16 protein-coding genes and 1 tRNA gene are annotated in these 17,994 nt (G+C 39.5%); 8 read left to right on the top strand and 9 right to left on the bottom strand.

The window, feature by feature from the left end:
- Positions 1–23 precede the first annotated feature (23 nt).
- Both AAH582_RS24600 and AAH582_RS24595 read left to right on the top strand, forming a co-directional pair.
- Positions 24–96, top strand: a tRNA-Lys gene (locus tag AAH582_RS24600).
- A gap of 248 nt (positions 97–344) precedes the next feature.
- Positions 345–809 carry a response regulator gene (locus tag AAH582_RS24595; protein WP_046673283.1) on the top strand — a complete coding sequence of 155 codons (465 nt, stop codon included), beginning with the start codon at positions 345–347 and terminating at the stop codon, positions 807–809.
- A gap of 98 nt (positions 810–907) precedes the next feature.
- Here the strand turns inward: AAH582_RS24595 and AAH582_RS24590 are convergent, their stop codons facing one another.
- The 5 genes from AAH582_RS24590 to AAH582_RS24570 all read right to left on the bottom strand — a co-directional run bounded on the left by AAH582_RS24590 (position 908) and on the right by AAH582_RS24570 (position 7,381).
- On the bottom strand, positions 908–1,993 hold the full coding sequence (locus AAH582_RS24590) for a hybrid sensor histidine kinase/response regulator (protein ID WP_046673284.1): 1,086 nt from the start codon (positions 1,991–1,993) through the stop codon (positions 908–910).
- Positions 1,994–2,074: 81 nt separating this feature from the next.
- Positions 2,075–4,225: a sensor histidine kinase gene (locus tag AAH582_RS24585; protein WP_046673285.1), complete on the bottom strand. Its 2,151-nt coding sequence runs from the start codon at positions 4,223–4,225 to the stop codon at positions 2,075–2,077.
- A 9-nt stretch (positions 4,226–4,234) separates the two neighbouring features.
- Positions 4,235–4,999, bottom strand: a complete 765-nt coding sequence (locus tag AAH582_RS24580; RefSeq protein WP_046673286.1) for a methyltransferase domain-containing protein — start codon at positions 4,997–4,999, stop codon at positions 4,235–4,237.
- Positions 4,999–5,808, bottom strand: coding sequence for a hypothetical protein (locus tag AAH582_RS24575; protein ID WP_046673320.1), 810 nt, complete (start codon positions 5,806–5,808; stop codon positions 4,999–5,001). Before AAH582_RS24575 ends, AAH582_RS24580 begins: the two co-directional genes overlap by 1 nt.
- Positions 5,809–6,046: 238 nt before the next feature.
- On the bottom strand, positions 6,047–7,381 hold the full coding sequence (locus AAH582_RS24570) for a metal-dependent hydrolase family protein (protein WP_046673287.1): 1,335 nt from the start codon (positions 7,379–7,381) through the stop codon (positions 6,047–6,049).
- A gap of 212 nt (positions 7,382–7,593) precedes the next feature.
- On the opposite strand from AAH582_RS24570, the gene AAH582_RS24565 reads away from it, so the two are divergent.
- The 5 genes from AAH582_RS24565 to AAH582_RS24545 all read left to right on the top strand — a co-directional run bounded on the left by AAH582_RS24565 (position 7,594) and on the right by AAH582_RS24545 (position 11,740).
- Entirely contained in the window at positions 7,594–8,451 is an 858-nt protein-coding gene (locus tag AAH582_RS24565) for a LytTR family DNA-binding domain-containing protein (protein ID WP_343320842.1), read from the top strand.
- 100 nt (positions 8,452–8,551) lie between these two features.
- A complete protein-coding gene (locus AAH582_RS24560; RefSeq protein WP_343320841.1) occupies positions 8,552–9,334 on the top strand; it encodes a CPBP family intramembrane glutamic endopeptidase in 783 nt (260 codons plus the stop codon).
- A 102-nt stretch (positions 9,335–9,436) separates the two neighbouring features.
- The gene (locus AAH582_RS24555; protein WP_343320840.1) at positions 9,437–10,654 is read left to right on the top strand and encodes an SH3 domain-containing protein; all 1,218 of its coding nucleotides are present in this window, start codon (positions 9,437–9,439) and stop codon (positions 10,652–10,654) included.
- 134 nt (positions 10,655–10,788) lie between these two features.
- Positions 10,789–11,265, top strand: coding sequence for a hypothetical protein (locus tag AAH582_RS24550; protein WP_343320839.1), 477 nt, complete (start codon positions 10,789–10,791; stop codon positions 11,263–11,265).
- 7 nt (positions 11,266–11,272) lie between these two features.
- Entirely contained in the window at positions 11,273–11,740 is a 468-nt protein-coding gene (locus tag AAH582_RS24545) for a hypothetical protein (RefSeq protein ID WP_343320838.1), read from the top strand.
- Positions 11,741–11,867: 127 nt separating this feature from the next.
- Here AAH582_RS24545 and AAH582_RS24540 read toward each other — a convergent pair whose 3' ends face one another.
- From AAH582_RS24540 to AAH582_RS24525, 4 genes are all read right to left on the bottom strand, one after another.
- A complete protein-coding gene (locus AAH582_RS24540; protein ID WP_343320837.1) occupies positions 11,868–12,617 on the bottom strand; it encodes a LytR/AlgR family response regulator transcription factor in 750 nt (249 codons plus the stop codon).
- 125 nt (positions 12,618–12,742) lie between these two features.
- Positions 12,743–13,810 (bottom strand): sensor histidine kinase, encoded by a 1,068-nt coding sequence (locus AAH582_RS24535; RefSeq protein WP_343320836.1) that lies wholly within the window; start codon positions 13,808–13,810, stop codon positions 12,743–12,745.
- 6 nt (positions 13,811–13,816) lie between these two features.
- Complete coding sequence (locus tag AAH582_RS24530; protein ID WP_343320835.1) at positions 13,817–14,431, bottom strand: tetratricopeptide repeat protein; 615 nt, start codon at positions 14,429–14,431, stop codon at positions 13,817–13,819.
- A 152-nt stretch (positions 14,432–14,583) separates the two neighbouring features.
- Positions 14,584–16,731: a TonB-dependent receptor gene (locus tag AAH582_RS24525; RefSeq protein WP_343320834.1), complete on the bottom strand. Its 2,148-nt coding sequence runs from the start codon at positions 16,729–16,731 to the stop codon at positions 14,584–14,586.
- Positions 16,732–17,002: 271 nt separating this feature from the next.
- Between AAH582_RS24525 and AAH582_RS24520 the strand changes: the two genes are divergently transcribed.
- Complete coding sequence (locus tag AAH582_RS24520) at positions 17,003–17,971, top strand: D-2-hydroxyacid dehydrogenase family protein (RefSeq protein WP_343320833.1); 969 nt, start codon at positions 17,003–17,005, stop codon at positions 17,969–17,971.
- Positions 17,972–17,994 lie beyond the last annotated feature (23 nt).

Here is a 17,994-nt window from a genome sequence, read left to right as displayed (position 1 = left end):
ATCTTACATTTGATTTATCGAATGACTTCGTAGCTCAGTTGGTAGAGCAACAGACTCTTAATCTGTGGGTCCTGAGTTCGAGCCTCAGCGGGGTCACTTGCAAAAAGCTGTTTTACGTAAGTAGGATGGCTTTTTTTGTTCTTAATGCAAATTGAATTATTCCCGTTTTGCAGGTATCAAATTGAAATGGTTTTTCAGTGTCGAATGCTAAAATTGTCGGACAACTAATCCATTATTTTTATCAGCTGTCACGTATTATTTCTGCTAGGAAAACATAAAACTCTTTAATCTGTTATTAATTCAGCGAATTTATTATGTAAATTTGTATTTCATACGATAAGCTTATGGAAGACAAGAAGATTTCGATATTGTACGTTGACGACGAAGAAAACAATCTGTTTTCTTTTAAAGCGACATTTCGACTAAAGTATAAAGTGTTTACGGCAATTAGTGGTGCCGATGCGATCGATATTGTCAAAAACAACCAGATACATATTATCATTACTGATCAACGGATGCCGGAAATGACCGGAGTAGAGTTTTTGGAAGAGATTATTAAGATCAATGCAGCCCCAATGCGTATCCTTTTGACGGGATATACAGACATGGCGGCTGTTGTTGATGCGGTCAATAAAGGAAAGATCTTTCATTACCTCAATAAGCCTTGGAGTGAAGAAGAGCTCGATCAAACGATTCAACGCGCTTATGATGTCTATGCTGAGCGTCAAAAGATTGTGGAGACTAATTCTCAACTTGAGACTTCAAATGATCAGTTGGAGTTTCTGCTTCGGCAAAAGCTACTTTCCTAAAAGATTATCATTTTAGGAAAGTCGACTTTTATTTAAAATGTCTGTTTGTTAGTGATACTCTTCGCTACAATCGTATAGGGTTGCCGAAAGAGAGGTGCTTATTTGCTCGGTATGACGACGGTAAAGGTTGTGCCCTGATTTGGTTGTGATTGTACCTCAATTTTCCCTTGTAGTTTTAGGAGTGCATTCTGAACATTATAGAGCCCAAATCCCATGCCCTTCGCTTGATCACTGGCTCTAAAGAATAATTTAAAGATATCTTCAACATACTCTGGAGATATGCCTATTCCGTTGTCACTCACCATAATCTTAGCTTTGCGTTCTGATACGGATACAGAAAGTTTGACGTATTGGTTTTCCTGTCCTTTACGTTGGTATTTAAAAGCATTAGAAAGAAGATTGTGCAATATTAGTTCTAGAAGCGCTTTGTCTCCGCTAAAGATTTCTTTTTGTTCCACTGAAATTTCAAAAGCAACATCTTTATTTTGCGTATACATGCTGTAAAACTGACGTATGTTGCCAAAGAGCTCTTCGAAATTTATCGCTGACAACATGAGTTCCCCTCTGCGTAAAAGATAATAGTCGCGCAGACTGTCAATATAAGCATCTAAGCTGACCAAGGAACTATCCATTAGTGATAACAACTCATGGATACGATCTATGCTGTCAAACTCTAATCCAAGTTTCACCGCAGAAAGAACCCCAGTCAATGGATCACGAAGATCATGGCTAACGCTATAAGCGAACTTATCTAATTCATCATAAGCTTTTTGTAGCTCTTGATTCTTAACCTCTAGCATAGAGTTTGCAACATAAAACTTATTGGCTTCTTCTATTGCGGAAACGATCTCTTCATTCATCCAGGGTTTTCGGACAAACCTAAAAATATGCCCCTTATTAACGGCGTCGATTACAGTTTCCATATTGGCATAAGCCGTTAAAAGAATACGGATTGGTTTTGGAAAATCTTTTTTAATGCGGTGCAAAAAATCGATGCCCATCTCATCCGGCATACGTTGGTCACAGAAGATAATACGAATATCAGGATGAGCATGAAGGATCGTTTCGGCCTCACTCGTATTGGATGCCGTATGGATAGCATAATCGTATCTAAAGTTCGCTTTAAAGCTAACCAAATTGTTTACTTCGTCATCGATATATAATATTTCAAGCTCCCTCTGCATAATTTTATTATATGGTTTTATCCCTTACAAAAGATATGAAAAAATAATAGTTAATTGAACTATTTTAAGTTTATAGTGGTATTAATTGTTTTGTTGAATTGGAATGAGGAGTGTAAAGCTTGTACCCTGTCCCACTTCTGAGTCCACAATAATTTTACCATGATGTTTCGCGATGGTATTATAGGCTATGGACATTCCCAAACCAGTACCTTCGCCAACGTCTTTTGTTGTAAAAAATGGTTCGAATATCCGCTCATGGATTTCTTTTGGAATACCTATACCATTGTCTGCGATTTTGATAAAGACGGAGGTATTATCCGCATGAACTCCGGTCTCAATCCAGATTTTACCACCAACATCGTGATTAAACTTCTTATTCACGGCGTAAATAGCATTTGTCACAATATTCAAAAAGACCTGATTGAGTTTGCCGGCATGACATTCGACCTTTGGCATATCACCATAGATCTTATCAACTTCAATCGTGTTATTTAATAAACTATTGAGGATAACCATTGTTGACTCCAACCCCTCGTTTAGATCTGCAAATTTTAATGTATCCTCGTCTACGCGCGAGAAGATCCGCAAACTCTTTACTATTTCGGCAGTCCTATGGGCCCCATCATGCATCCCTTTTAAAAGAAAATCTACCTCTGTTTTCAGATAATCAATATCCAGGTCATCTTTGAATTTTTTGATCTGCAATTGCTTTTCCGTATCGGATATCCCCTCTTTAAAAGCTATACGTTCTACCTCCTCCAGCGTTTCCCAGATCATCTTGATATCACGCTTTAATGGAGCGACATTGGATGTAACAAAGTTGATTGGGTTGTTGATCTCGTGCGCAACCCCCGCAGTCAGTTGACCAAGAGAGGCCATCTTTTCGGCTTCGACAAGTTGAGATTGTGTTTCCTTCAAGTGAGTAAGAGTGGTTTGTAGAGACTCATTGGATTCTGTTAATTCACGTGTCCGCTCATCTACTTTTTGTTCCAATACGATATTTTGCTCGCGTATCAACTTTTCGTTTTCTAATGAGATCGCTAATTCCCTGACTTGTGATGCTTCTTTCTCTTCTTTTAAGATATTGATACTATAAGCTAGACCGAAGGACAATAAAGCCATCTCCACGACAGATGCAATTTGTACGGCGTTACTCGTAAAATCGTTATATTTCAAGATGCCATAATCTTTCAATAAAAAGACGACAGAACCTAATAGTAAAATTGTCCAACCGTAAACAAAATATTTAGCCGGTTTATAGCCATTTATCATTACCCGATAGGATAAGTAAAGGACAAATAAAGACCCTGCTCCTGTTGTTAGCTGCATAACCATGAACGCTGGTTGTGTGAGATTGAGCAGTGTAAGAAGGCTACCCGCGACAAAAAGGATGATAAAAACAGTAATCACACGCCTTGACCGAGGAGCATTTTTCGGTAATTGAAGAAATGAATCTGCAAAAAGCAGGGCGCATAAGCCTGATAAACATCCGAAGATAATAGGACCTTTTGTCGCAAAATAAGTCCAATTTGGCCATAAATATTGAAAACTGTAACCTTTAATACCCATTTGTGTTATTCCTGCACAAAGAACATAAAGGACATAATACAGATACCCCCTTTCACGGACAGAAAAAAATAGGAACAAATTGTATATCGCCATAATACCGACAATACCAATATAGATGCCACTTAACAAACTGTCGTCATTCATCTCTTTTAAGAAACTGCGTTCGTTACTTAAATAGATCGGAAGAATAATCTGTTCCGTACTTTTTACGCGAAGAAAAAAGATGGTCTTCTCATTTCCGGGTAATTGGATGTCGAATGCGTAATTAGGAACCTTATATTTTCTAGCCGAAAAAGATTGATGTTCGCCCAGCTTGACCGATTTATAATGCCCATTTGATGATGGTACAAAAAGTTCGACTTCATCCAAGAGAGGGTAGGCAATTTCGAGCAAGAGTTCAAGTTTCTCTTTGCCCTTATTTGTCACAGGCAATCGGAACCAGATGTCAGTGGGTGATATGCCCAAATTGGGTACCTTGCTTCCTAACGGCTGGAAGGAGGAAGCTGAAGTATCCGCAAAGTTAGGCTCTCCTCTCCCCATATAACGCTCGAGACCATATCCGATCAATACACGCTGCGTTGGTTGATCGATAATAACCTCTCCAAAACAAGTTGAGCTGCAGGTAAAAATAAATAAGAAGATCAAGTTAAGCCAGCATTTCATCACTATATGCTATTTTTTTGCTTCGGCAATAACTAAATTCATAGAAACAAGGAAACAACCCGCTTCATCAGCTTGGTCCAATGTGTTTTGAAATTCCTCCATTTCGGCTGTGCTCAACTTCCCTTTTTCGACCATCTCCAAAAGAATTTTATCTAAGAAAAGATAGCGGTTGGCTTCTTCTTTCGAGCGGGCTACCATACAGAATGTTTGCAATTGAACTTGTTTAAAGCCTTGAGTCAATAGGTCTGAAGTTAATTTATTCCCAGCCCAGCCATTGTTGACTTTTTCTTCGGTCAAATAATGGCATATCTTAGCCTCAATACCCACATGCTTGCTGTAAAATGTCAGGCTATTCCAGATCGTCTCGACGATGACTAGGGGTTGACCTTCACGCAAAACACGGTGAACCTCAGCAAACATTTTCGGTGCTTCCGGCAGATGTTGTACAACACGTTCCATTCTGATGCCAGCAATGGAATCATCTGTAAAGCTGAGTTGATTAACTTCACCCTGAACAAAGTCGACGTTCTTTACCTCCACACTGCTTGTTTTGGCATGTTCGATTAAAGCCTTATCATGATCCAATCCAACGACAAGAACGTTATGGCCAAGCATATTGGCCAAATTGATGGCATCCATTCCAGTTCCACAACCAAGATCGACGACAACGCCTTCTTTAATCGTATTAAAAGGAGTATATGAATGTATTTTTAATTGTTTAAGAAAATCACCGGTATCCATTAAATAGCCGGCGCCATAATGTTTAGTGTCCATTACAAGATATTTAAATTACGATCATCTGGTTTGTGATCTAATGATGTATGTTTCAGGTTTTTAATAATTTCATTTAAATCCCATTGATTGAGATTCGGAATATCGATTTGATAGTGAATTTCAATCTCCTTATTCCGCAAAGTTTCTATGCGGACAATATTGGAATTATTGCGAAGCGACAAAATTGCATCTTTGTTTTCTTCATCGGCCTCAGTCAAGGTGTCTAGATTGCGCATAATCATTACCGTAGCCAGCAGATCCAGCTTCGGATAATAGAATGTGCCATTATTTCCAACGCTTGTATCAATGCGATAGCCAACACTCTCTGCTAATTTCACTGTATAAGGAGCACATAACGCAAAGAGTGATTTAATGCCAATCTGTGTGCTGATAGCAGCACCAGCCCTCGTCAAAAATATGCTGCCAATGCCATATCCAGCAATTTCCCTGGAGTTCCAAAGGCCACAACCTTCACCGGTCCCCTGTTGCGCATAATCATAAACAAGATCTAAGACTTTGGCATCCATCGCTCCCGTGGCCTGTTCAATCGGAAGTGGTTCGCTTCCTCCAGATACGTGTATACGTACTCCACCATAGACTTTATCACCATCAAGGGATTCTACGATCAGGACAAATGATGCCGGATTGTACATCCAGTCATTTTTGGAAGAAGTTACTTTTTTTACGCCTATAGCAGTTAACACATGCGCGTGTCCTTCTATGAAACGTTCACAGGTTTGGGGATCGTCGATAGCCCGAAATGCTCTTAGTCTTACTACTGGACGCCCGTCGTTGAATAATAATGCCACCGAATGCTTTGATTTATCGTTTAAACGCAAAACTAATCAATTAAATGCAAAGGTGTTTACTCTTCAAATAAATTATACCGTAATGCAACCGCCTGCACCATGTGATGGTAAAATTGTTTGATTCCTTTTTCACCTTGACGAGCCAAAATAGCCCGTTTTAACTGATGTCATCGAAAATACATTTTATCATCTTAAGATGCGGTATTTTCGAGATACAATAAATTTAGCCATGTAAATATTAATGCTTCTGGAGGCTATTTTTATGAATCTGACCGTCTTTCATGATTAACAAGAAGTTTTTTTCCGGATCTGCCAATAGTTTTAAATTCTTAAGCGGATCTCCGTCTACGAGGATCAGATCTGCTAATGCTCCTTCTTCTACTGTTCCCAGCTTGCCAGGATAAGGACTTCTTAACCCCGAAAGCTGCAGAAGTTCACCGTTGTCTTGGGTAATCATTTTAATGATCTCAGCATTTGTAAACCACTTTTGAAGGCGCAAAATAAAAGCATTCTGCATTTTGTTCAGTTCCGGTTCAAAAAGGAAGTCTGTCCCCCAAGCCAGCTTTACTCCATATTTTTTAGCCATAGGCCATACTCTTTCCTGACCTTCAATAACAGGTTTACGCTTGATTCTTCGTTGTGGATCCATATCGGGTGTATCTTCCACTAGGTTTTGTAAACTAAGCCAGATATTCTTTTCTGCGATTAGCTGCAAAGTTTCTTCGTCGAGCAATTGTCCATGTTCTATACATTTTACACCAGCTTCGATCGCTCTTCGAATTGCTCTTGGCGTATACGCGTGTACGGTCACATAAGTTCCCCAGTCTTCGGCTGCCTCTACCGCTGCTTTCATTTCGTCTAACGTATATTGAGTAACATCCACAGGATCATATGCTGAAGAAGTTCCTCCTCCTGCCATGAGTTTAATTTGACTTGCCCCGAATCGCAGATTCTCTCGTACTGCCGTCAGGACCTCATCACGACCATCGGCGATGAATGTTGCTCCATATCGCTCCGCACGGGAGACAATGCCGAAAAAACGGCGCGATTTTTCCGCCGGTGTCCGAAAATCTCCATGTCCCGCAGTTTGACTGATAACAGCACCAGAAGGCCATATTCTAGGCCCCAAAAGCTTACCCTTGTCAATCGCTGCTTTTAATGGAAATATAGGACCACCGACATCACGTACACTTGTAAAACCCCGCATTAACATCTGTTGCGCCGAGAGCCCCACCGTGTTGATCAAGAATTCCTCAGATAATTCATTTGTCATCATTTGAGGCATTGTCAAAGCGCCAAATACCAAATGGACATGGACATCAATCAATCCGGGCATTAGGGTTTTGCCTTTAGCGTCAATTCTAACGATATTCTTAGCTCGCGCGTCAATAGGAGATGTACTAATGGTCTGAATCGTGTTCCCGTTTATCAAAACATGTTTTGCTGCAGTTAACGTTTGAGTTGTATAGTCAAGCAGTTTAACATTTTCTATTAAAATTTGCTTTTCCTGTGCTTGGACAACAAGGATAAAAGTCGAACAAAAAAATAAAGTAAGTAGTTGACCTAAACGCATAGCTTGGAGAATTACGTTAATATATAATATGACAAATCAATTTTAATTCCAGCGGCCTAATATATGCTTGAAAAAATATCTTCTAAGTTAAATTATAAATTCAATATATTTCACTTTTTTCGCTATAAATTTTTGTTCTCTCTACCTTTTTTGAAGAAGTCTTTATTACTGTACGCTTTTAATTACAAGAAAAACGCTAAATTTATGCAATCATGATCTATAAAAAACCTGTTTTAAGTTATTTAAATAGCATAATTCCCGAAATTGTCTCCATAAGAGAGCTGTTCATATATGCCTTCTTACTCGGCTTATCAGCGTATGTATTCCTGCTGGTTTTTCAGCCATTTGGAACGTATAATTTTGAGCATGCCCATAAATTTAGCTTGTTATCTGGATACGGGGTTATATTATCCTTTGCATACGTCTTAATTTCTATCCTCTTACGTAAAAAAAGGGGAACGGTTGGGATAGAACTAATTCGTATTTTTCTTGTGTTCCTATTATCAAGTTTTTTAAATTTTGTCTATCATGGTTGGATCATCAATAAAGCCCCTTTGCAGTGGGATAACCTCCCCTATATTGGATGCTATACGCTTTCACTTTACAGCCCTATCGCTACGATTTATTTTTTGCTTCGAGTTGATAAGCGTCATTCACATCATAAAAAAAATAACTCGCCGATTGGAAGTCTTTCGATAAAGCCGGCTATGATATTGAGCCAAGGGAATGACTGCCATTTGGCCATGGTCGATATTCCCAATGGTAGTCAACTTTTGAAGTTGCTGCCAAGCGATTTTATTTTTGCGAAATCGATGGATAATTATTGCATGATCTATTTTAGGATGGATGGTGCGGTGAAGAAGCGGCTGGTGCGAATTACGTTAAGTCGCTTGTCTGAACTGTTCAATACAAAGTCTATTCACCGATGTCATCGGTCCTTTCTTGTCAACTTTGAAAAAATCATTGTAAAGGAAGGGAATGCCAAGGGCTTTTTGTTACGTTTTGCAGATACCGAAGATTGTGCTGTTATTTCGAGGTCTGCTTTGAAATCCGTTAGCCCCTACTTATAGGGCAGACCACCCACGCTATGGTCAATCATCCCTAAATCTTGCCATACGCCACATAACTTTGTATACTCATCGTTAAGGGCATAATTTTGCTCAAAAAAAGATGAACACAAAAAGTTTAAACCTACTGGTATTATTTCTTTTCTTCGGAATATACTTTATCCTTGATTATTTGTTTTTTGCAATACTGCAATCCATGATAGGCAACTATGTCCACAGTAGATTTTTGGGGCATGTACTGACGTATGCAATTAGCCTTATACCACTGCTTTTAGGGGCAATGCTACTTAAACCGAAAGGGCAGAATGAATTCTTGGAAAAATTTGGGTTAAAAGGCTCTTTTTTACAGGGGCTTTCTTTTGGAATTATAGCCACCTTACCCATGTTCTTGGGGTATGCCATTGTTTTTACCTTAAATCGCAAAATAGATCCAAATGCGCTATTAATAAATAGTGTGTCATCGGGTTTTTTTGAAGAAGTGATCTTTCGTGCCTATTTTTTTGGTTTAGTTTTTCGCTATACGCGACTAGGTTTTATTCCATCCATTTTAGCCACCTCATTCCTTTTTGCTATACTGCATCTTTATCAGAGTCAGGATTTCGTAGAATTGACCCTGATTTTTTGTACGACTTTCTTCGGCTCTATCCTATTTTCGTGGTTGTATGCCGAATGGAGTTTTAATCTTTGGATACCGATAGCACTTCATGTTTTGATGAATTCGGCATGGATGATTTTTGATGTTGCAGACAATGCTGCAGGAAATGGATGGAGCAATTTTTTCCGCTTCTTGACCATCTTTATCGCTATCATTAGTACCATTGTGCATGCACGGAAGTCAGAGGCCGGTTTACAAATTAAAGGGAAAAATTTATGGCTAAGAGACTAAAAATTCCTCAGGTTTTTAACGAGCCTTTGTGGCTATAGATATCCTATTCAAAGGATCTCGTTCAAATTTGGAATGAGCTTTAGATTTTACCTCGCTAAAACTGTGAACCTTTGGATAATCGTATTGGCTCTCGGAGAACCCCTGAAAACCAGTATTTTTTTTGGCATGGGAATCGCTACCTTGACCTTTATGAATAGACAACTATTTTCACCCCTATCTTTATTCCTTGGAGCAACATTATTCATGGGAATCTTGAGCTGTGGTCACAATACGAAGGTTAATAATACAGATTTAAAGGATTCTTCTGAACTTAAAACCATTGCCGTGAAGGATACGATGAATGCTGCTAAATTTCCTCCTTTGCCGATTGACTATGACAAGACAAAGGTTTTAAAAAACACCTATGTTGTTGATCGTGCTGGAGTCGAACTTAGACAAGGTGCAGATGGAGCGGCTCCGCTATTAGGAAAATATCCCTATGGCACCAAGCTGGATGTGATCGGTGAAGAAGGAGAATGGGTTGCTGTCATGGACCGTATACAGCGCGATTACAAAGGGGAAAATGGCGAAACAGGTGATATTACACGATGGGAAAAAGTGTATGTAGCGAAGTCCAGGCTGGGGAAACAGGATCAGATTACAATTTCCCCCAGAGATTTAAATTCAATCGTCTCTCTTACTATAAATGGTAAAGAAATGTATTATGAAAAGGGGCATTCTTTAGATAAGTATCTCCAGTTAGAGTTGATTGATAAACAAACGTTCCTAGCCGCTCAGAATACGGCCAAAAATTATTTGATCAAGGATACCCTGTCTTATCCTAAAAACGGAAAGATCTTGGAATTGCCTTTGACCAATGGGAAAAAGTTAACTTTTACGGATAAGGATATCGATAATGAATTGGAAGCCAGTTATTCTTATAAAGGACATTATGATTTTCTAAATGCTTTTGCCGTTGATGGGAATTACTGGGAAAGTGCTGATGTGCGACTTTTTGATAAACGGGATGGTCATCTAATTGTGGAATGTGGGGATTATCCCTACTTTTCTGCCGATAAAAATTATCTGATGACTTTGCACGCCGATCCATATGAATCGACAGGTGACTTGCAGCTCTTCCACGTGAAACAAGGAAAGGTGACGCCGATGCTTTTTGTTAGTTTTAAAGAGTGGATGCCAACCTGGAAAGAGGAATTGATGTTCTGGGGCAACGATGGATGTATATATACTGCTGCCAACCATATTGATGGCTATTGGGGCGATGAAGGATCGTTGAACGAACGATCACAGTTTATCCGAATCAAGATATTACCTTATTAAAGACCGGCCTAAACTATACTTTTGTTCATCAACTGTGTGTGTATATATTTACTGTTTTTCTGTCTTAAGTAAAACTATTCTGGTATGCACCTGTTGTATTCCATAAAATAGATTATAGTTTGTAATTTAGCTGGATGAAACTAAGAATATTATCGTTATTTACTATCCTTTTTCTCTTTACTACGTTGTCTAAAGCACAAGATAAGCCCTGGAAACAACATAATAAATGGATCTGGGGTCCTTCAGTTGGCTATCAGTATCAAAGTGGCAATTTTCTGAAAGTTTCGGGCTGGGGCTTATTTGCACCTAATGATTTTCAATATATGAAAATTGATGCCGGAGCTAATTTCAGCTGGATGGAAGATAAAACGACGGTTATTCCAGAGCTGGGATTTACTTACTATCTAAATGATTTTGTTCTTTTCCCTTTTGTGAAAGCAGAGTTAACACCTTACACCATAACGCCAAAAGTGGGGGCCAGTCTATTCTCCATTGTGGATCTGGGAATAGGTTATGGATTTGATTATAATACGAAGAAAAATTTTAAGCCGATTGACGGAATTACCGTTTCAGTGGGGGTAAATATTCCGCTCAATTTTCATATTTATTAATTGGAAAATGTGCAGTAAGACGATCTATAAACTCCTGGGGCCGCTTGTTGCGTTGTTAACGCTGGTTAGCAACCTAAAAGCGCAAGATTATTTAATCGGTCCTTCACTGAGTTATCAGTTCCAAAAAGGCAGTGTATTAAAAACGGGTGCTTATTTCGCATTCCCTTTTAGTGGAGATCATATACTGCGAGCAGATGCAACAGCAAACTTTACTTGGACACAAAAAAAGTTTGCCGTAATCCCTGAGGCTGCAATAACGTATTATCCCCAAACCTATGTCTTGACTCCTTTTGTTCGTACAGAACTTACTCCATATACCATTACCCCCAAAGTTGGGGTGAGCTTGGCTACATTGGTGGATCTTGATTTTGGTTATGGATTTTCAATCAATGAAAAAAGAGATTATAATCCGATAAAGGGGTTTGCGGTGTCTCTTCGATTTAGTATTCCGCTAAATTATCGAATCAATATGTAGCTTAGTTTCGCGCTTTGTCTTAGCTTGGTTATGTCTGCCAAACGCTAAATTTGACGGGCCATTTTTTATGCTAGCCTATTTCTCTTGTAAAGCAATTACCCTATCGTACTTTTTGGGAACGGCAAGACTAATTGTCAAGCCATTTTTTGAAGACTGAGACTTTCTCCCGGGAGACAATAAGCTCATCCGATTCATAATGTTTAAGGTATATTTTTAGCCGGGCATTGGAATGTACAGCAATATTTTTGATGGCATCAAATTGAATAATCGTGCTTCGATTGATCCTAAAGAAATCCTTAGGAGATAGTTGTGGCATCAACGCATCCAATGTCTGATCCAAAAGATAGTTTCCATTTTCGTTGGTATAAAGGTAAGTGCCTTTGTTTTCGCTGTAAATGCATTCAACTTGCTGGCTTGTCACAACTTTTAGACTTTGGCCAATTTTGATTGTAAAGCGTTCCTTAAATGTTGGGTTAGGGTTTCTAAACAACGCTTCAAGCGATGCCAGATCGAACGGAGGATTGGGGTGTCTAAATTGGCGGAATTTTTCAATTGCATTTTCCAATTCTTCATCTTCAATTGGCTTCAGCAGGTAATCGATGCTATTTTGTTTAAAAGCACGCAACATATATTCATCGTATGCGGTGGTAAAAATAATGGCCGAACTGGGTTTCACCTGCTCCAGGATGTCAAATGAAATCCCATCCGCGAGCTGAATATCCAAAAAAAGGAGGTCTGGGTCACTGTTTGACATAAACCACTCAATGGATTCTTCCACCGTTTGCAGTACAGCAGATACGGTATAACCGAGCTCCTCAAGTTTTCTTTGAAGTAATCTCGCCGATGGAAGTTCGTCTTCTATAATTAATATTTTCATTGCTTATCGTGCTTCTTATCGATTATCAAATCTTTGTGCCGTTTAATTTAGTGAGGCACAATGCCGCTGGGTAGATGTTGTCTTTCAGTGCTTAGCCGCATGTATTTATTGAAGATTCCATGGTTCTAGGGGGTTATTTCATTGATGATGGGCAATCCGACAGAAAATAATAGATCAGTTTCCTGAATATGCACCGCTAGATTGGACAGGATAGCATAACGTTCCTGAATATTTTTCAAACCGATTCCCGAATGATCATGGAGCACTTTCTTTTTTTGAAGATTGTTTTCAACATAGAGGTAATTATTTTTTCTATAAATCTTCAATAAAAGCGGCTTCCTGATCGAAATAATATTGTGTTTGATTGCATTTTCGATCAGTAATTGAAGGGAAAGCGGTAATATAAAACCAGTATGCTGCTCCGCATTGATCTGTAGATCGATCTGTATACCGGCTTCGAAGCGCAGACTCAAAAGGTTTAAATAAGCCTTTGAAAAAGTAAGCTCTTCCTGTAAAGAAACGAGGCTTTTGCCCCTTTGTTCCAATACATAGCGATATATCCTAGAAAGGTCTGTCGTAAACATACTGGCTTTTTTAGGGCTTTCCTCAATTAATCCATTCAATACATTCAAACTGTTGAACAAAAAATGTGGGTCGAGTTGATGCTTGAGCGACTCAAATTGTGCTGCTATTTGTTGTTTTTCCTGATGAGACTCTTTGATTTGGTAATCTTTGAATCTTTTATAGAAATAGAAACCAAAAAAAATCATTGAAATGCACCAAGATATCATCGCGGTTTGAAAATAATATGCAACACGTTGTTGATGAATAAATTGGTGAAAACGCTGAGCGAAATTTTTGGGAACACCCGGGTTAAAAAGTCCAGAGAAAAAAGCATTGACAATAAAAACGACCAGTACGGTCAAGAAGAAACTGATACTGTAAAAAACAATTATCTTCTTCACAAAATCTTTACTGTTTGGGTACTTTTTCCCAACCCATTTCGATAGATAGCTATGACCTAGAAAGAGAAAAAATCCGTATAGTAAACCTCGGACCATATTAGGGTGAAAGATGATGGATATCCAAGGGACATCGTTATGGTCAAGCTTGGCCACAACCACAAAATAGATGGTCACGACCAAGCTTGCGAGTAGTGCTTGTATAATCGCTTTAAATGGTGCTTTTTTCACAATGTGTTATTTGCATTCCTTTACGAGTTGTTCTGCCCGATCTTTGCCCCATGAAGGTGCAAATGGCGTAGTAATCTTCTCTTCACCGAATAAAGATAGTGCTTTCTTTGCATCCTCACATTCTTTGCTGGTATCCTGGTTGAAATATTTTTTTGCGTTTATTTGGAATTCCGCTAGTCCCAATACCGCACGTGGATTGTTTGGCGCAAGGCTGATGGCTTTTTGATATAGACCTATAATCTTAGGCGAAAGCTCTTTGCCTTTTGTCATGGGGTCTGTAATCATCAATGCTGTTTGGTTCATCGCTCTCAGCACGAGCCATTCCGAATTATTTTCCTGGGCACTATTGTTTAGTATTTCTTCTGCAGACTGTATATATTTTGCCTGTGTCTCTTTATTTTTCTCCCTGAAGGATGCTGTTGTCAGTACCATGGCCTGATAATAGGCAGGAATCCAATTGTCCTTTTCTGCCTGTGCAATACGCTCTAAAAGAGCGGCCGCTTTTTGTGTCTCTCCCGATTGCCATAGACTCATGGCTTGTCCCATACTTTTTTCAAAATTGCCTTGTGCAAACGCGCTGCCGCTTATAAGGCAGATGAGGACGATAATAAATGATTTCATGATCTTTCGTTTTTAGTTTAAATATTTTTCTAAGTTATTGTTGTTGTGTGTGATGTATATTTTATTGATTGTTCTTGAAGTTGGCAATCCTTCGCTGCAAATAGAAATAATTTTGGATGGACCGACATATTTCGATGATGAGTTGATGCTTATTATAGATTGTCCAATTGATTGTCCTTTTCATTTTTACTAATTGTCCAGAAATAGCCCAGAAACACAAAGCGCTTGGCGGTAGGGACAATCGGTCTACGGTCATAGATTCCTTGTGAATTTGGTCGGTCTGCATATTGATAGCCATAGATTGGGCTAGCGCCAAGAACATTACTGACGGAGAAATGGATAATTTTTTGCTGGCTATAAAGGAACGACCAACTCATAGAGAGATTATTGTAACCTTTTGTATGGCTATTCATAAATACTGTTTGATTGGGATCATTGTAATTTCTGCCGGATACAAACGAATTTGTCACACTGAGCTGTGAACGTAGACTGGGTAGCCAGTATTTCCCAACGATATAGAAACTGTGTTTGTAGATATATGGGGGAGTGACTGTCGTCGGATAGTTCGCTTCATTTCGCTTACTGTCCGTATAGGAATATGAAATCCAGTATTGGAGGTTTTTGATGCTGCTGCTGTTTTTATAAAATAAGTCAAAGCCTTTGACCTTACCGCTCCCGTTATTGTCATATTGGCTGTCGTATTTTGGCGTCGCACTGTTGTATTTTACCAAATTGTTATATTCTTTGCGATAAGCTTCTAAGCGAAGTAAGTGGCCGCCACGCGCATAGAAATAATTGGCGATATAGTGATTGGCCTCCATCCAGTCAAGCTGAGGGGCATATTTTAATAGAGGTGTTGGCGCCTGCTGATGGAAGTTCCCATAGGCAAGTGAGAGCTGCGTATATTTATTTAATGCGTAGCCCAGCGAAGCTCTTGGTTCTAACGTGCTCTTCGCCTGCAAATTGGAGGAAGTTTCTCGTAAGCCAATCTTTCCGATTAAGTTCGGGAGGATGCCGAAGGTCGTTTCCGTAAATACGGCGGTCATCTTGCTATGATACCCGTAGCGATAATCAATGGTTTGTCGGTGATATTCTTCTTGATAATTGGTGTCGAAATATTCTATTCCGCCAATACTTTTAATCTTATTGTTCCAGATCTTACTTAGCGTTCCTTTTAGATGAAGACTCTTTTCTTCATTAGGCAGGTAGATTTCATCGTAGTGTAGCTTATCGGTCAGGTAGCCTAGGCCAATACCGGACTGGAATGTCCATCGATTTCCCAGATTCTGACTGTAACTGATGTTGGCGTAGGCATTGTTGGATTTCTTTTTCAATGGGACAGGTTGCTCATAATTGATGTCTGCTTGGTAAAGGCTCATATTTTCGAAATTGTATGCCCCATAGATATTTAGAAAGCCTTCTTTAAACTGATGACGATAGATCATTTCTCCGGAGGCGTTTTCATAGGGTTTTGTCCATTTGATATCTGGCGTAATAATTTTGGAATAAGGTTTTAAGTTGGTATAACTGCTGTTGAAGGTGAGGGAGTTTTTGCCCCATTGTAAGGTATGTCCCAAACCTAGTCCAACGGAAGATAGTGAAAACTCTGTTTTGCGCTGTTCTATGGTATTTTCGGTGTTTAGGGCTAGAATGCTGGATAGCGCATTACCAAATTCTGCCGAATAACCACCTGTAGAGAAATTTACGCCTTTAAAGAGCATGGGTGAAAATCGACCCCTTACAGGAACTTCATTGGGTGTTGCGGTGTAAGGTTGGGCTACTCTGATTCCATTGATGTAGGTCTGTGTTTCGGAGGCATCTCCACCGTGAACCATAAGACGTCCATTTTCTCCCCCAACCTGTGCACCGGGCAATGTTGCTAATGCGCTGATGATGTTTCCCATGCTGCCTGCCGTAGTGACAATATCCAATGGACTCATTACCGTGTTTTTTCCGGAGCTATTGGCTTGTAGCACCCCTGCCTGAATCGTGACTTCCTGTAGGCGATTCTCACTTTCTTGCATTTGAATAATAAGCAATTCTTTCTGAGGAAGCTGGATAGACTTACTATATGTTGGGAGGCCCACAACAGACGCTTTCAGCATTATAGGACCTTGTTCACTAGTTTCAAACATAAAGTTTCCAAGCGAATCGGTCGTGCCGCCATCATAGGTGCCGTCAATAAAAACATTGGCTAAATATATCGGTTTGCCGTTTTTGCCCAGTACTTTCCCTTTTAAGATAGACTGTGCCGATACGATGGTAATACTTAAAAATAGTAAGGTTAATAACAGCTTCATTTTTCTTTATTTTTATTCAAATATCAGCGGCTGTAAGTGCTTCTGCGAAAAAGAGTGGATGGAATGTCAAAATATCATGACGAATTGCAGGATTCCAACTTTATGCTGTAAATTGATATCGAAAAGCAAAATTTCCTTCCTAAATAAGTTCCGCAATGGAAAGATGGGAACGTACTATATTGCTTTTATATGCGATGAAGTTATAGGCATATAAAAGCCTTTTACTTTCGTTGGATATTGAAAATAAGAGTTTAAAATTAAGTCAAAAAAAATGCGAATAACCATTTTAGATGACTATCAAGACGCTGTCCGACAGTTGGACTGTTTCAAAATTCTTGATGGTCACGATGTCCAAATATTGAAACAGTCCTATTCAGATCCGGCTTTACTGGCGGAAAAATTAAGCGATACGGAAGCGCTAGTGCTCATCAGAGAACGGACCCAGATTACAGAAGATCTGTTGTCCCAGCTTCCCAAACTAAAGTTGATCAGCCAAACGGGCAAAATTTCAAATCATTTGGATTTGGCTGTTTGTAGCAGCTTTCATGTGGCTGTTGCTGAAAGTATGGGTTCTCCTGTCGCTCCAGCTGAATTGACCTGGCTTTTGATCATGAATGCACTCCGAGGTTTACCTAAGGCTCTTTCAGATATGGACAAAGGGCTATGGCAAACGAACATAGGAGAATGTGTCTCCGGAAAAACAATAGGGATATGGAGTTATGGAAAAATAGGGAAGCGAATAGCGCAATATGCAAAGGCTTTTGGTGCCCAAGTAATTGTTTGGGGAAGCGAAAATTCCCGAGAAGAAGCTGTAAAAGACGGTTTTTTAGCTGCAACAAGTAAATCCGATTTTTTTCATTTTTCAGATGTTGTTACTTTACACCTTCGGTTAGTGCCTGCGACGCGAGGTATCGTAAAGCTCGAGGATCTCAGGTCTATGAAGCCGACTGCACTTTTTGTCAATACTTCCCGTGCTGAGTTGGTTGAGGAGGGGGCACTATTGACCGCTCTCGAAACAGGTGTTCCGGGAATGGCTGCGGTAGATGTCTATGAGTCCGAGCCAATCTTTGATCCTAACTATCCTTTATTGCAGCTACCAAATGTGCTTTGTACGCCACATATTGGCTATGTGGAGAAGAATGGTTATGAACGATTATTTAGACTTGCTTTTGAGAATATTGTTGCCTTTTCCGAGGGTAATCCACAGCATATCGCCAACCCCGAAGTATTGACCCGCTAATTAAATGAATCGGCTATACATAG

Source organism: Sphingobacterium multivorum (genome assembly GCF_039511225.1).
Taxonomy (GTDB): domain Bacteria; phylum Bacteroidota; class Bacteroidia; order Sphingobacteriales; family Sphingobacteriaceae; genus Sphingobacterium.
The sequence above is the reverse complement of the archived record's forward strand: the minus strand, read 5'-3'. Positions and strand labels throughout refer to the sequence as shown.

Coding starts and splice junctions, on each gene's coding strand:
- AAH582_RS24580 (WP_046673286.1), bottom strand. CDS start 4,999: ATGGACACTAAACATTATGGCGCCGGCTATTTAATGGATACCGGTGAT.
- AAH582_RS24540 (WP_343320837.1), bottom strand. CDS start 12,617: ATGAAAATATTAATTATAGAAGACGAACTTCCATCGGCGAGATTACTT.
- AAH582_RS24550 (WP_343320839.1), top strand. CDS start 10,789: ATGAAACTAAGAATATTATCGTTATTTACTATCCTTTTTCTCTTTACT.
- AAH582_RS24520 (WP_343320833.1), top strand. CDS start 17,003: ATGCGAATAACCATTTTAGATGACTATCAAGACGCTGTCCGACAGTTG.
- AAH582_RS24560 (WP_343320841.1), top strand. CDS start 8,552: ATGAACACAAAAAGTTTAAACCTACTGGTATTATTTCTTTTCTTCGGA.
- AAH582_RS24595 (WP_046673283.1), top strand. CDS start 345: ATGGAAGACAAGAAGATTTCGATATTGTACGTTGACGACGAAGAAAAC.
- AAH582_RS24585 (WP_046673285.1), bottom strand. CDS start 4,225: ATGAAATGCTGGCTTAACTTGATCTTCTTATTTATTTTTACCTGCAGC.
- AAH582_RS24530 (WP_343320835.1), bottom strand. CDS start 14,431: ATGAAATCATTTATTATCGTCCTCATCTGCCTTATAAGCGGCAGCGCG.
- AAH582_RS24590 (WP_046673284.1), bottom strand. CDS start 1,993: ATGCAGAGGGAGCTTGAAATATTATATATCGATGACGAAGTAAACAAT.
- AAH582_RS24525 (WP_343320834.1), bottom strand. CDS start 16,731: ATGAAGCTGTTATTAACCTTACTATTTTTAAGTATTACCATCGTATCG.
- AAH582_RS24565 (WP_343320842.1), top strand. CDS start 7,594: ATGATCTATAAAAAACCTGTTTTAAGTTATTTAAATAGCATAATTCCC.
- AAH582_RS24570 (WP_046673287.1), bottom strand. CDS start 7,381: ATGCGTTTAGGTCAACTACTTACTTTATTTTTTTGTTCGACTTTTATC.
- AAH582_RS24545 (WP_343320838.1), top strand. CDS start 11,273: ATGTGCAGTAAGACGATCTATAAACTCCTGGGGCCGCTTGTTGCGTTG.